Source organism: Paenibacillus sp. NPDC056933, assembly GCF_042674385.1.
In the GTDB taxonomy this organism is placed as follows: Bacteria; Bacillota; Bacilli; order Paenibacillales; family Paenibacillaceae; genus Paenibacillus.
This window is the reverse complement of sequence record NZ_JBHUQN010000002.1, coordinates 229161-244469: the sequence shown is the minus strand read 5'-3', so window position 1 is coordinate 244469 and position 15309 is coordinate 229161. Positions and strand designations below refer to the sequence as shown.

General features: G+C 44.6%; 11 protein-coding genes. 8 read left to right on the top strand and 3 right to left on the bottom strand.

The window, feature by feature from the left end; translation table 11 throughout:
• Positions 1–27 precede the first annotated feature (27 nt).
• Positions 28–954: an ArsR/SmtB family transcription factor gene (locus ACFTRD_RS16040; protein ID WP_379381763.1), complete on the bottom strand. Its 927-nt coding sequence runs from the start codon at positions 952–954 to the stop codon at positions 28–30.
• Between the two features lie 234 nt (positions 955–1188).
• Here ACFTRD_RS16040 and ACFTRD_RS16035 point away from each other — a divergent pair, with 234 nt between their 5' ends.
• The 5 genes from ACFTRD_RS16035 to ACFTRD_RS16015 all read left to right on the top strand — a co-directional run bounded on the left by ACFTRD_RS16035 (position 1189) and on the right by ACFTRD_RS16015 (position 6689).
• Complete coding sequence (locus ACFTRD_RS16035) at positions 1189–2355, top strand: MFS transporter (RefSeq protein WP_483875045.1); 1167 nt, start codon at positions 1189–1191, stop codon at positions 2353–2355.
• 84 nt (positions 2356–2439) lie between these two features.
• A complete protein-coding gene (locus ACFTRD_RS16030) occupies positions 2440–3165 on the top strand; it encodes a phosphonate ABC transporter ATP-binding protein (RefSeq protein ID WP_192267858.1) in 726 nt (241 codons plus the stop codon).
• 22 nt (positions 3166–3187) lie between these two features.
• The gene (locus tag ACFTRD_RS16025; RefSeq protein ID WP_379381759.1) at positions 3188–4483 is read left to right on the top strand and encodes a hypothetical protein; all 1296 of its coding nucleotides are present in this window, start codon (positions 3188–3190) and stop codon (positions 4481–4483) included.
• 14 nt (positions 4484–4497) lie between these two features.
• The gene (locus ACFTRD_RS16020; RefSeq protein WP_024634004.1) at positions 4498–5196 is read left to right on the top strand and encodes a response regulator transcription factor; all 699 of its coding nucleotides are present in this window, start codon (positions 4498–4500) and stop codon (positions 5194–5196) included.
• Positions 5193–6689, top strand: coding sequence for a sensor histidine kinase (locus ACFTRD_RS16015; RefSeq protein WP_379381756.1), 1497 nt, complete (start codon positions 5193–5195; stop codon positions 6687–6689). The genes ACFTRD_RS16020 and ACFTRD_RS16015 overlap by 4 nt, the downstream gene beginning before the upstream one ends.
• Positions 6690–6792: 103 nt before the next feature.
• On the opposite strand, the gene ACFTRD_RS16010 is transcribed toward ACFTRD_RS16015, so the two are convergent.
• A complete protein-coding gene (locus tag ACFTRD_RS16010; protein WP_379381754.1) occupies positions 6793–8019 on the bottom strand; it encodes a glucose-1-phosphate adenylyltransferase in 1227 nt (408 codons plus the stop codon).
• A 194-nt stretch (positions 8020–8213) separates the two neighbouring features.
• On the opposite strand from ACFTRD_RS16010, the gene glgB reads away from it, so the two are divergent.
• The 3 genes from glgB to ACFTRD_RS15995 all read left to right on the top strand — a co-directional run bounded on the left by glgB (position 8214) and on the right by ACFTRD_RS15995 (position 13448).
• Positions 8214–10238 (top strand): 1,4-alpha-glucan branching protein GlgB, encoded by a 2025-nt coding sequence (gene glgB, locus ACFTRD_RS16005; RefSeq protein WP_379381752.1) that lies wholly within the window; start codon positions 8214–8216, stop codon positions 10236–10238.
• On the top strand, positions 10235–11677 hold the full coding sequence (gene glgA / locus ACFTRD_RS16000; protein ID WP_379381750.1) for a glycogen synthase GlgA: 1443 nt from the start codon (positions 10235–10237) through the stop codon (positions 11675–11677). The genes glgB and glgA overlap by 4 nt, the downstream gene beginning before the upstream one ends.
• Before the next feature lie 70 nt (positions 11678–11747).
• Complete coding sequence (locus tag ACFTRD_RS15995) at positions 11748–13448, top strand: NosD domain-containing protein (RefSeq protein WP_379381748.1); 1701 nt, start codon at positions 11748–11750, stop codon at positions 13446–13448.
• 91 nt (positions 13449–13539) lie between these two features.
• Here the strand turns inward: ACFTRD_RS15995 and ACFTRD_RS15990 are convergent, their stop codons facing one another.
• On the bottom strand, positions 13540–15291 hold the full coding sequence (locus tag ACFTRD_RS15990; protein ID WP_379381746.1) for an alpha-glycosidase: 1752 nt from the start codon (positions 15289–15291) through the stop codon (positions 13540–13542).
• Positions 15292–15309 lie beyond the last annotated feature (18 nt).

Sequence of the window (15309 nt, the reverse complement as noted above, 5' to 3'; positions counted from 1 at the left end):
CCTTGCAGCCAGCAGGTCCACAGATGTTCATATGTTTATGCGAATATAGGATTCCAGGAACATATTCAATTCAGATACGCCATCCGGCCGGATACTATATTTCTCTTTGCGGTTACTGCCAAGCAGATGAGTTCGTAGCAAACCGGCGATACGAAGAGCCATAACCTGGTCTTTAACCATATCCTCGTCTTTGCCCAGTTCTTCACACATCTCAGCAAGCGATTTCGGCTCCTCTGATACATAACGAAGCAGACGGAGTCTTTCTGGATCAGCCAGAGCATGGGTGAAACGAAGCAGGCAGGTTGGCGGCTGATCCTCATCTTCTTCGGGAGCATCCACGGGATACTGCATAATCATCATGCCCTCGTAGAAACAGTACATATTAATGGGGCGGTTGTGAACGGTTGGAAATAGAATGACCTCATCCAGCCCAGGCATCGGTTCAACCAAAACACCGGCAGTGGCATACTCAATGAGTAATTCCGGTCCCATTTTATCAAGCAAAATGCGTTTCTCCTCAGCGTCTTCCTCCAACCAGGTACGATAATCCTCACTCATATGCTGGCAGTAATGCTGATCCCAGAGTCGAAGCAGGGGAACATAGCTGTCCCGAATACGAGTTGATTCTTCTATGGTAAGACTGGGCAGCAAAGGTGAAACGCGTGCGAACAGTTCATTGGCTGTCTGGCCCGCAAGCATGTCCAGAAAATCGCGATTTTCTGTGGAAGCATCTCGGTATGCAGCCCATGCGAACAGGACGTCAAAGTCATCAAAAGGCCAAGTAGAAGCAGGTGCGAGCGCAGCTCGTACATTGGAACTTAGTTTGCCTTCCACTTCAATAATCCATTCTGGACCAACATCGAGATGTTGAATCCATTTCTTCGTTACATATACCAAAAAACTGTTGAGCATTTCATATATCGGTGAAACATCGATTTTAACATGATAAGCCATATGTTGCAGAATCCTCCCGTCACATCTAAATGTACGCAGCGACTTAAGTACTATTATGGCTTGTTTTGCAGGGCGTTGTCCACTATAATGTTCAAGTCCAGGGCAAAGCCCCGGTATAACCATGCCCGATCAACAGAATAGTTATAACATGCGAAAGGTCGTCAGTGATGGCGATTTTTCTTTGTATGCTTGCAGGAGGAATGAAATTTAGTGTCATCTACAACCAAAACCAAATTGTCAAATTCTACATCGAACTATCTCGTACTGATAACCGTTATTGTTGTAGCGGGTATAAGTCAGGGACTTTTATTGCCAGTGCTGTCCATTTTCCTGGAGCAAAAGGGAGTTTCTTCGGGTTTGAACGGATTAAATGCTGCCGCATTATACGTTGGTTCTTTTGCCATGACTCTGGTCGCTGAACGACTGCTGGGAGCGATCGGTTTCAAAAAGCTGATCATCGGTGGTCTGTTATTTGTCATGATTCCCCTCATTTTGTTTCCTTATTTTCCAGATATCAAAATCTGGTTCATTTTGCGTCTGGTTGTCGGAATCGGTGACAGTGCACTTCATTATGCTGCGCAATTATGGGTTCTCCTGGTTACGGCACCCGAGAAGCGGGGACGATACATTTCTCTTTACGGCATGTCCTATGGACTTGGATTCAGTATTGGGCCTTTGGGAATCAAGCTGCTCGGCTTTGGTGATGCTGTTCCATTCTGGGTATTATTTGTTTGTATGGGGGCTGTACTCTTCCTGGTATTAATGAAGCTTCCCGATACGAAGCCCGAAAAAACAGAACATGGGCAGCTGCCTGAACGTCGATTCCGTCGAAGCCTGGCGTGGGCATGGTATGCATTGTTGCCTGCGCTGTTATATGGATACATGGAAGCCGGGATGAATAGCAACTTCCCTGTTTACGGACTGCGTATTGGATTCGATGCCAATCAGATATCTTCGTTACTGCCGTTCGTCGGAATCGGTGGTTTGTTTCTTCAATTGCCTCTGGGTATGTTAAGCGACCAATATGGTCGGAAGAAGACGTTGATGTTTGCCGGTATAACGGGCGGCATCGTCTTTATGCTAGTTCCTGTGGCAGGCACACACTTCTGGTGGACACTTGTGCTGCTGACGATAGCTGGTGGTTTGGTAGGGTCGTTTTTCTCGCTTGGCCTGGCCTATGCCGCAGATATTCTTCCTAAAGCGCTTCTGCCTGCAGCGAACGTGGTTGCTTCGTTTCATTTTACGATTGGGAGCATTATCGGACCGAATCTGGGTGGGCAAGTCATCAACTGGATCTCACCGGGAGGCATGTTTACTTTGCTTGGATTCATGTATCTTCTTTTTGGTGCAGCAGGTGTGTTATTTCGTCGTAAACCTGCGCTCGAATCTGTGTTAAAATAGAAGCTGGTGTTCGCATGGAAATTGATGTCCATTTCCGAGTACACTAGTAGTTAGGGAAAAACATGGACAAGAGGAGACATCGCGATGATCAGAGTGGAAGGCTTAAGCAAATCCGTAGGGGCGGACCGGGTTCCGGTTCTGCGGGATATTCGATTTGATATGCAACAGGGAGAAATGATTGCAATAGTCGGTTCAAGCGGGAGCGGAAAAAGCATGCTGCTTAAATGCCTTGCCATGATGGAGAAATGGGATGGCGGCCGATTTACGGTGGACGGTGCCGAGATTTTGAAAGAGGGCTGGTCCGGAAAACGGAAAATTAAACGGGAATGGGCATACTTGGAACAGAATCCGCAATTGTATCCGAGACGTACTGCTTTGAAGAACGTATTGATCGGTAGGTCGGGTCAGACCCCTTTGTGGAGAATGGTGACGGGTATGGTACGTTCCGATGATTATATGGGCGCCATGGATTATCTGGAGGGATTGGGATTACTGGATAAAGCGCACATGACGGCAGAGAAGCTCAGTGGTGGTGAGAAGCAGCGTGTTGCCATTGCCCGGGCGCTTGCACATGGCGCCAAAGTTGTCTTGGCGGATGAGCCGGTAGTCGGTCTTGATCCTCATACCGCAGATGCGGTCCTGGAAACACTGCGCAAATTGTGCGAAGAAGAACGGGCTACCGTAATTGCGGTATTGCCGATTGAACTGGCAGAGAAACATGCCACCCGCATTTGGGGGCTATCAGAAGGCAAAATTGTTTTTGACATTCGGGGGCGTCGATTGACACAGCAAGAAAAAAATATGATTTAAACTATTGAAAAGAGTGATGAATTTGCTTAATTCTCGGTGGGGACGGCTGTTGGCAGGCGGAGCAGTAAGTATCCTGCTCGGTTCAGTCCTTAGCGGATGTACTGTCATAAGCGATCCTAAAGGCATGATGAGAAAACCATTGATGTCTACAGACAAGGAAAAATTATTAAATGTGGTCCAGCATGAGCAGCCACCCGAAAGCAAATTGATTCGTCCGAAAGACATGAATAATACCAGTATGATTCGTGTAGAAGATCTAAATGGAGATGGCACTCGGGAAGCTATCGTTTTCTATGAGACTCCTAATGAGAATGTGCGAATTCATGGCATGTTACTGGAAGAACAAGTGGGCTCTTGGGTTAAAAAGCTGACTTTTGATGTTCCGGGAAATGAACTGCAATCTTTCAAGGTGTTGGACATTACAAATGATGGGAACCCGGATATTATTCTCGGTGTCAGTTTACAGGAACAGAAAGCATTAACTGCGTATTCTTATAAAGGTGGAGCACTTGAGCAAGTATTGGGTGGTGTTCCATACAACCAATATATTATAGATGACGTTCAGGGGAACACGTTGGATCTGAACGGGGATAACAAAAATGACTTTACGATCTTATCTTTGAACAATAGCGGGTTTGTATCCATTGCGTTGTATCAATACGACGAGGGTAGCTTCAAGGAAGTTGACAGGATGCAGACGGACTATACGGTGAAAGAGATCTATAATGCTTTAGGTGGTCAGATTGCGAAAGGTAGAATGGGAGTAGTACTGGACTTGGAGCTGGATGATCGAAGTACATTCTCACAGATCGTATATGTAAAAGATAACAAATTAGTGAATGCATTCAAATCGCCTGATCAAACCTACAGAGATGACAAAATTTTAAGCGGTGATGTCAACAATGATGGTATTATTGAGTTTGGATTGAAGGAAACACCTAAAGGCTGGGAGCATTATGTATTTGATTCCCGGATGTGGTTCTATACCTTCTATCAATGGGACGGTAAAGAGGATAAGAAATTTGTCTCCTTCCAATACCGGGACGATGCCGACCTATTCCACTTAAACCTGAAACCTGAATGGTATGGAAAGATTACCATTGATACGAAATCGGAAAAAGAAAAATATATTCGTTTCAAGATGATTGATACAGATGAAACGGTAGGAGAAATCAAATATTTTACTCTTTCTCAGTGGGATCAGGAAAAGGGTAAAAATTGGAAGGAAATAACTCGTACCAATGATCGGGTCATCGCTTCACGCGGTGCGCAACTGGATGCGGATGAGGGATTGCTTAACAATATTGCAACTGAATAGAAAGGAAGAACTTAATGAGTAAAGTACTTATTCTTGAGGATGAAGAATCCATCCGCAGTTTTATTGTTATTAATTTAAAAAGAAATGGATTTGAAGTACTTGAGGCAGGGGACGGGCATGAAGCCCTTCGCATACTGCAAACTGTACCAGATATTGATCTGGCTTTGCTAGATGTTATGGTCCCTGGCATTGACGGATTCGAAGTGTGTCGGCGCATTCGTGAAACGAATGAGCGGCTTGGCATTATTTTCCTGACAGCGAAGGTACAGGAACAAGATAAGGTATATGCGTTATCAGTCGGAGCGGACGATCATGTAAGTAAGCCTTTCAGTCCAACAGAGCTGATAGCAAGGATACAATCCTTGCTGCGCCGAGTGAACGTACATCGGGAAACGGCTGCCAAGGTAACGTTCCAGTCAGGACCGTTTTCACTGGATCTGATCTCGAAGCAATTTAAAAAGCAGAATGAATTAATTGAACTAACACCGACAGAGTTCTCACTGATCCAATTTTTCCTGGAAAAAGAAAATACACCACTTAGTCGTGATGTGCTGCTGGATCATGTGTGGGGCAAAGAGTATATGGGTGATCCGAAAATTGTAGATGTAAACATTCGTCGCTTGCGCCAGAAAATTGAGAACAATCCTTCCGAACCTGAATACCTGCAGACTGTATGGGGTCACGGGTATAAATGGAAGGGCCGGGATCAATGATCAAAAAAGGAATTACCCGGCAGATCGTACTACATTATTTTATAGTAGTGTTTCTGGCTCTGCTGTTGGTGGAATTTGTATTTATGCTGGCGATTCAAAGATATTATTATGAAAGTATTTATAATACAATCAGTACCCATATCTCCAACTCAAAGGATTTTTTTGAGCCTCTAGCCCGTGAAAGCAATACCGAAGACGGGAAGAACCTTTCCAAACTTCTTGTTAATTTGGCACTTGATAATACTGAACTTGAAATTCTGGATTTGAGTGGTCATGTGGTAGCCAGTTCGACTGCTTTTGAATCTGATCGTGCCGTATTGCAAACCAGTGATATTCAACAGGCCTTGAATGGTGGCATGGGACGGTGGGTAGGTAGACAACCGGGCACTGGCGAGCAGGTGATGGCCGTCTCACACAAGTTTGATCTAGGCGGCGAAAACACCTATGTTATTCGATATCTGACCTCGCTCGACAACGTAAATTCCAAGTTATTGTTCATGGGTATGCTTGCCATTGCGGTTGGTATTGGTGTGCTTGCCATTGTCTTGATTATAAGTATTGGTATGGCAAACTCCATTGTACGTCCGATAAACAACATTACGGCAGTGTCTGCTCAGATGGCCCGAGGACGGCTGGATGTCAGGGTTAAAGGAAATTATAAGCACGAATTGGGCGAGTTGGCATCGACGCTTAACTTCATGGCACATGAAATCGTGCGAAGTAATCAGATCAAGGATGATTTTATCTCTTCGATTTCACATGAATTAAGAACACCCCTGACCAGTATCAAGGGCTGGAGTGAGACACTGGATTCAGGTGGTTATGATCCGGAAGAAACCCGTATTGGGATGGGTATTATCTCCAAGGAAACCGAACGACTGATTGGACTTGTTGAAGAGATGCTGGATTTCTCCAAATTACAACAGAATCAGATGAAGCTGGTCAAAGGAACCGTCAACATACGTGAAATTGTGCAGGAAACGATGTTGAATGTCTGGGCCAAAGCAGAACAAAAACAGGTTCATCTCAAGTTGGAAACGGATGAGACTCGTGCTTATAATGTCCATGGAGACGGCAACAGACTGAAACAGGTCTTCCTGAACGTTGTGGATAATGCGATCAAATTTTCACATGAGAATTCCTGGATCTTCTTGTCCGTCAAAGAGGAGAATGGTCAGATCATTGCAGCTGTTCAGGACACCGGTATCGGAATCAGTGAAGAACATCTTATTAAAGTACGTGACCGTTTCTTCCAGGTAAATCACCAAAATGGAGGGACAGGACTGGGGCTTGCGATTACGCAGGAATTGGTCGAACTGCATGAGGGGACAATTACGATGCAAAGTGAACTCGGAACGGGAACAACGGTAACGGTGTCGTTACCAGCTTTGCAGGAGGAAGAGACGGTGGAGGAAGACACTGTGCAGAATAATGAAGTGGAAGATAAACTCACTTCAGACTTAACTCAACCTGAATCTGATCAGGATAAGTAACCGTGTCTTCAAATACCTTAAGCGTATCAAAGAGGTTTTAAGGTTGAATATTAACAAAGAGCACCAAAAAGGCGAGCCATATTCGGCTCGCCTTTTATTATCTTTATGAGGAAAGTTCACCAGCGCGCAGGCGTCCGCTTTTCTCATACACTTCTTTTAGGATACGAACAGGTTGTGTACGCACTGCCGGTTTGGCGGAGACAATTTCATTGGGTCCTACTACCACAATTTCATCCGCAGTGCCTTTGACGATGGCACCGTCTTTAATGATGGCACCTTCACCAATGATGGCACGTTCGATATGAACCCCACGGCCTACCCTTGCGTTTGGCATAATTACACTGTCTTTAACCTCTGAACCTTTGCCGACCTCAGCCCCGCAGAAAATAACAGAGCGTTCTGCTCGACCTTCAATGGCGCAGGATTCATGAATCATGGATGCCAGAAGTTCAGCCCGCGTATTACGTGCTTTGTATGCACTTGGTTTAGATCTCCAGTCACGAGTGAACATCGGCCAATCTTCTTTATGCAGGCTCCAGTTTTCATCGTTATGAAGCAGGTCCATATGTGCATCCCACAAACTCTTAACCGTACCTACATCCTTCCAGTACCCATTAAAGTTGTAAACGAAGAGAGGTGTGTTTTCGTTCAGCATCTGAGGAATCACATCTTTACCAAAGTCATGGCTGGATTCCGGGTTTGCAGCATCTTCAATCAGGTGACGCTTTAGGTAATCCCATTTGAACATATAAATCCCCATGGAAGCCAAGTTGCTTTTCGGTTCGGCCGGTTTCTCCGCAAACTCGGTAACACGCGAATTGGCGTCCGCTGCCATAATACCGAAACGGTGTGCTTCATCCCATGGAACCTCCATAACAGAAATGGTGGCTACCGCTTCATTCGCTTTATGAGCATCCAGCATCTCACGGTAATTCATATGGTAGATATGATCACCCGACAAAATTAGAACATTTTCGGGGTTTTGTTGATCAATATAGTCTATATTTTTATAAATAGCATCCGCAGTTCCCAAGTATTCGTCATTTCCTGTATGATAAGATGGAAGTAAGGAAATTCCAGCCTCTTTTGACGTTTCGAAGCCCCACGGTTCTCCTTCACCAATGTGATCATGTAATGAATCAGCTTGATACTGCGTCAGTACACCTACAGTGTCGATACCTGAGTTTACGCAGTTGCTGAGAGGAAAATCGATGATCCGGTAGTGCCCGCCAAACGGTACAGCGGGTTTTGCGATACTTGAGGTTAAAGGGTTTAATCTTTTCCCTTCTCCTCCCGCCAACAGCATAGCGATGCAATCTTTCTTAAACATAATCGTTTCCCTCCCAAAATATTTGTGCAGTGTAGTACATACTTAACGCAATGCGGGGCTATTGAAACGATGTATATTGTAAAAATCCTGAAAAATTACAACATTTTTTTACACACCGCATTTTTCTTTTCAACTTGGCTAGAATGGGGTAATGGTTACTGTTACATCTATTTTCTGGAGAAGAAGGTGATCTCTTGGCCATTCAACCATTGGCAAACCCGGAAATATCGCCGGAGCATATTTATTTGTTTCATGAAGGAAACCTTCATCACAGTTATCGAATATTGGGCGCACAGCCTGCGATCGAAGATCATCGTCAGGGATATCGCTTTACCGTGTGGGCTCCTAATGCCAAAGAAGTAGGTCTAGCGCTTGACCGCAATGATTGGAAAGGTGAACAGGAACCATTATATAAGATACCCGATTCTGGATTTTGGACTCGTTTTTTTCCGGAAATCAGTGAAGGAACTTTATACAAATTCCGTATATTAACGGAAGAGGGTACCGAATTGCTTAAAGCGGATCCCTATGCGTTTCATGCTGAAGTCCGTCCACGTACAGCTTCTATTACAAGTTCCATAGAAGGTTACAAATGGAATGACGGAACATGGAGACGTAAACAACGATCCATGTATAACAAACCTCTACATATTTATGAAATGCATGCAGGAACATGGAAACGTAAAGAGGACGGTACCCTCTACAGTTATCGTGAAATTGCCGACTTGCTTGTTCCGTATTTATTGGAGATGAAATATACCCATGTAGAAATGATGCCCCTGAGTGAACATCCATACGACCTTTCGTGGGGATATCAAAATACAGGTTTTTACGCGCCGACAAGCCGTTACGGACAGCCCAAAGATTTGATGTACCTGGTTGATACGCTACATCAGGCCGGAATTGGTGTATTACTGGACTGGGTTCCTGCACATTTTGCAAAAGATGCACATGGTTTGCGTTTGTTTGATGGAACACCTTTGTATGAGTACGCAGATCCGCTGTTAGCGGAGAGACCAGGCTGGGGCACCTTAAGCTTTGATTACTCCAAACCTGAGATTCGTTCCTTCTTGATCTCCAATGCCCTGTACTGGATGGAGATGTACCATTTTGATGGACTGCGTGTTGACGCAGTGACCAGCATGCTTAAACTGGATTTCGAAAAGCAACCGGGACAATTTCGAACCAATAACGAAGGCGGTCTGGAAAACAAGGAAGCGGTCGCTTTTTTACAGCAGCTTAATGAGACCGTCTTTAAATACTTTCCATATGCACTGATGATGGCAGAAGAATCCAGTGCATGGCCGATGGTGACATCGCCAGTGGATCAAGGCGGATTAGGTTTCAACTATAAATGGAACATGGGATGGATGAACGATACGCTGGATTACATGAAATCAGATTTTCACGAGCGTCCCTCCAAACATCATTTGCTGACATTCCCGGTCGTATACTCCTTTGCTGAAAATTACGTGCTTCCTCTGTCTCATGACGAGGTCGTTCATGGCAAAAAGTCACTTCTAGACAAAATGCCAGGAACATACGAGCAGAAATTTGCCGGCATGCGTGCCTTTTTGGGTTACTTTATGACATTCCCAGGCAAAAAGCTGCTGTTTATGGGTGGAGAATTTGGCCAGTTTATCGAATGGAAAGATGAAGATGAACTGGACTGGTTTTTGCTGAACTATGACAGTCACCGTAAACTCCACAAGTTTGAACGGGATCTGTCCGAGTTATACTTGGGCGAAAAAGCTTTGTGGGAGCTTGATCATTCCTTTGAAGGGTATGAATGGATTGCTCCGGATGATCAGGACCAGAGCGTCATTTCATATGTGCGCAAAGGAAAAAAACCTGCGGATACACTCCTTGTGCTCATTAACTTTCAGCCTGTCAAGCGGGAGCGTTACCGGATTGGCGTCATGCGTCCCGGTATGTACACCGAAGTCCTGAACAGTGATCATTCCGATTACGGAGGATCAGGTATACTCAATGATATGCAGGTGGCTACTGAAAAGATTCCTTTTCATGGTCAGCCACATAGCCTTGAGCTGGTCCTGCCTCCGCTAAGCGTAGTTATTTTAAAAAAGAATACTCGTCGGAAAACGGATGCATCGACACTTGAAGTGAAATCCGTAAGATCAAAAACCATGGCAACGAAAGAAAGGAAAACAAGTGCTACTAGTACATCAGGTAAACCGAAGAGGAGGACGAAGGCATGAACATTCTATTTGCTGCTGCTGAAGTACATCCATTTATCAAAACAGGAGGTCTTGCTGACGTCATTGGTGCATTGCCACAGGCATTGAAGAAAGGCGGGGCAGATGTTCGCGTCATTTTGCCCAAATACAAAGGTATTCCGGATGAATACAAAGACGCCATGGAGCCAGTCATTACAACGGAAGTACCTCTAGGCTGGCGCAGACCCTATTGTGGGATTGAAAAGCTGGTGCATGACGGCATTACGGTTTACTTTGTAGACAATGAATATTATTTTGGACGTGACGGTGTGTACGGCTATATGGATGATGGCGAGCGATTTGCTTTTTTCAATCGTGCTGTTCTTGAAGTGTTGCCGCAAATCGAATTCAAGCCGGATGTATTGCACTGTCATGACTGGCACGCAGGGATGATTCCTTTATTGTTGGAAGCTCACTATGCTCATGATTCTTTTTACAGTGAGATGAGAACGGTGTTCACGATACATAACTTGTTATATCAAGGTGTGTTCCCACATGAGCTATTTAGTGATCTGCTGGAGTTGGATGATCGGTACTTTACGGTGGATGGGGCAGAGTTTTATGGTAACGTCAATTTCCTGAAAGCAGGCATTGTGTATGCGAATCATGTAACGACGGTCAGTCCCACGTATGCGAAGGAAGTACAAACTTCCTATTATGGCTATGGTCTAGATGGATTGCTTGCCTCGCTTGGGGACCGATTCAGTGGAATCGTGAATGGGATTGACACCAAAAGTTACAACCCGGCAGCAGATAACAAAATTTCTGTTAAATACAGAACGAGCCTGTCCAAGAAAATAGAGAACAAGATTGAGCTGCAGAAGGAATTGGGACTGCCAGTTCGACCAGATGCCCCACTTATGGTCATGGTTACAAGGCTTGTGGATTCCAAAGGATTGGATCTGGTATGTCGTGTATTGGATGAATTATTGTATTATGATGACATTCAATTCGCAGTTTTGGGTACGGGTGATCCGGCTTATGAGCATTGGTTCCGTGAGGCAGCCAATCGTTATCCGCTGAAAATGTCTGCTCAGATTACCTTCAATGATGGGTTATCCCGCCGTTTCTATGCAGGTAGTGACCTATTCCTTATGCCATCGAGGTTCGAGCCATGTGGTATTAGCCAGTTGCTTGCACTCCGTTATGGCAGCGTACCCCTTGTCCGTGAAACAGGGGGTCTGAACGATACTGTGCAGGCATACAATGAATTCAGCGGTGAGGGGAATGGATTTTCATTTACAAGCTTTAACGCCCATGACATGATGAATACCATTCGCCGTGCCGAGGAATTTTACCGTCAACCAGAGCACTGGAAAAAGATTGTGAAAAACGCAATGAGCGGGGACTACAGCTGGAACGTATCAGCTGAAGAGTATATGAATATTTATCGCCGCATTACGCTAGAATCCAAAAAATAGTCCTTCAAATGAGCCGCAGTTTAAACGTACTGCGGTTTTTTTGTACGATGATAAGAGGGGGCTGATGATAATGAACTTCATTAATTTTAACACTACGTACAATCCTAATTTGCAGGCTTTAAGTAGTGCTGACGGGTATAACTCGGTCAAAATGAATGAAATGTTTAGTCAGGTTATGGGCAACATCGCCGCTGTGCAATCCACCCTCTCAGGCAATATCATTGATGTGAGAAGTTTTGCGCCAGGAGATGGCAGCAATCAGTCCGTGCAGATCAAGGCTTTTTTTGATTCGGCACAGGAAGGAGATGTTTTATTATTTACGCCAGGACACTATAAGGTGGTGAAGACAGGATGGTTTTATACGTTTAGCGGAAGATCAGTCATCATTAGGGCGCTACCGGGAGCAATATTGGAGGTCTCGGATCAAGGAATACGGATTGAAGGAAGTAATCATGTAGAGATCAGTGGTTTGACCTTGGTGCGAACTACTCAAGCTGCTTGGAGTAAAAACAAGACAGGGCTACACGTCGAAAATTCGAGCCATGTAATATTACAACATAATGATATTAGCAAGTTTACCGATGGAATCGCAGTCAATGGTTCCAACAATCAAGACAATCCTGCCCGTGATATCGTTATACGGAACAATAAGCTGCATCATTTAGGAGAAGAGCCGATTGCAGTTCGTAGTAACTTGGTTTTTGTAGTGATTCGCGAGAACGATTGTTCCAGATATCTCGGAGATGGAATCCTAATTAAGGCAACGTGGCATGTTTCAATAACTAACAACTTTCTTCACTCACCTGTGCTATCCAGTGACCAGGACTATGCTAGTTTTTCAGGAGGACAACAGTCTCTTATGCCCACCGTTGGTGGGGGGATTACTTGCAACAATGAGGGTGGGGAGTCCGGGGCAAAAAACATGCATATTCACGGAAATTCCATAATCGGAACAGCATTTGGTGTAGGGTTAATTGGTTTCGAAGGTGCGTTTGTAACCTCTAATTATTTTAATGAAATCAAAAAAACTTCTGTCATTTCGGTGTCTTTCTCTCCGTCACAGTTTAATCCCGACGATGTTAGCAACCACCTGTTTATTATCCAGGGTAATCTGATTGACACAATCTCCATGTCTAGTGCGACAGCTGCCATTGAAGCCAGTACCAGTAAAGGTACAGAAGGCATGGACATCGGAATTATATCAGACAACATCATCATTCCAAGAGGAAAACACTGGGGAATTGTTGCGGATGGTCATATCATTGTAAAAGGTAATTACATTGCCAAAGCTGGCATAGCTATGAATATTACCAATGGGGTTATTGCATCGAATAACATTATTGAGGCGGGTTTTGATTCCGAAGGCCCTGACCGGATGGTCAGTTTAGTTAATAATGTTACCTTTACCAATAATTCAATAGCGGGAAAAGGCACAAGTCTCCAAATACGAGGCTCCAACAATATTATTACTGGAAACCGATTGAGATATGATGGAACGTGGTGGGCAGTTCATCTCGATAGTGTCGGTTACACGGTGGAGAACAATATTATCAGAGACAATATCTTAACTGTAGCGGCGAATGTAACGGGGCGTTATTTGTTTGGTTCCAGTCCCTGGTCAGACGGGAAAAACATAGTGGTTGACCTGGTTAAGGATAATAATGGAACAGTATATCAACTGGTAAACGAAATTGTCATGATGGGTGCGAATTCTACGCGGTGGAGAATAACGATCGATGCAAAAGGAGATTTAAAAACCACGAAGCTATAATTTTATCATACTTGTTAAACTCCTAAAAAACGTATGGAGCATCCGATGAATTGAATCATTCATCAAATACTCCATACGTTTTTGGCATGAGTTAGATCGTTTCCAGTTGTCTGTACAAAATACGATATCCGTATGGATCAAGTTTGATATTCATCATACCATCCGTTGGAGCCACAGGTTCTTCAGTCAAAGCATCTCTCCAGTCTCTCGTTTCCATCGGGTGAGACAGTGTACGGTCTTGCGGGGTATTGTTCATCCATATAGTAAAGTGAAGCGTGTCGTCCACGCGTTCATACACGATACAGGGATCGTTGTGATCTGCTTTGAGGAAACGGAAACGACCTTTCCGTAATGCCTCATTACTTTTACGCAAATCAATCATCAGGCGGTAGAAATCATAAAGCTCCCGATCTTGCTTGGCAGGGTCCCATTGCATACATTTGCGGCAATCCGGATCTGCCTCCCCACTTATGCCGACCTCATCCCCATAGAATATACACGGCGTACCGATATAGGTGAAAAGAAATACAACGGACAACTTTAACCTGCGTTTGTCTTCTCCGGACCGAGTGAGCAGGCGAGGGGTATCATGGCTGCACAGCATATTGAAAATAACTTCGTTTGTCTGTTGCGGGTACCGCATAATGAGTGAGCCCATCTCGTTGGCAAAGTTATAACCATCCATAGAACCACAGAAAAACTCAAGCACTTTGTCAGCAAAAGGGTAGTTCATCACGGAATCAAATTGATCCCCCATGAGCCAGGTCAAGGAATCACTCCAGACTTCACCTACAATATAGGCTTCCGGATTGGCGGTTTTGACCACTTTGCGGAAGTCCCGCCAGAAATGGTTATCCACTTCATTGGCAACATCCAGTCGCCAGCCGTCGAGTTTGATTTCCTTGATCCAGTATTCAGCGACGTCAAGCAAATACGCTTTAACTTCAGAATTGGCAGTATTAAACTTGGGCATATTTCCATAAAACCCAAAGGTATCGTAAGTAGGGATTCCATTCTTGATCTGGACAGGGTATTCATTGATATGAAACCAGTCTGCATATTTGGATTCCTTACCATTCTTCAGTACATCCTGAAACGGGGGGAAGTCTTCGCTGCAATGGTTAAAAACCGCGTCAAGCATGACCCGGATTCCGCGGCGATGGCATTGTTCTGCCACTTTTTTGAGCATTTCATTGTCCCCAAATTGAGGGTCTACTTTTTTATAATCAATGGTATCGTATTTATGGTAGGAGTTGGCTTGGAACAGAGGGGTAAAGTAAATGGCATTAACACCGAGTTTAGTCAGATCATCCAGGTGATTGAGAACACCTTGCAGGTCTCCACCAAAGTAGTTATCCAGTTCAGGTCGGCCGCCCCATTCCTGAGTTCCTTCCGGGTTCAGGTCCGGATTTCCATTGGCAAACCTTTCCGTCATGATTTGATAGAACACGGCTTCTTTTGCCCACTCGGGGACCTTGAATACATCAATTTCATGTATGTAGGAAAATTCATAATATCCTCCGGTCGGATAAGGGGCATCATAATGAATTCCATTATCGGCCAAAAAAATACTTTCTGTTCCGGCGGTTATGCGGAAGATGTAGGTCAGGCGCTTGAATTTGGGATTGACAGCAGCCTCCCAGTAGTCAAACATGCTGTCTGAAGCAGCCTTCTCCAGTTGAATCTCTTTGTAAGTTCCATCCCAATCGTACTTATCACCGGTCAGTGCAGTCACATATTCAACGTCATTTCTCTTGGTTCGTACACGCAGGTGAATGGTAGACGGGTTATATGCATAAGCCCATTTGTCGCGGGGAACGTGATACATTGCTTCGAGCAGCATGACAGCACCTCCTGAACT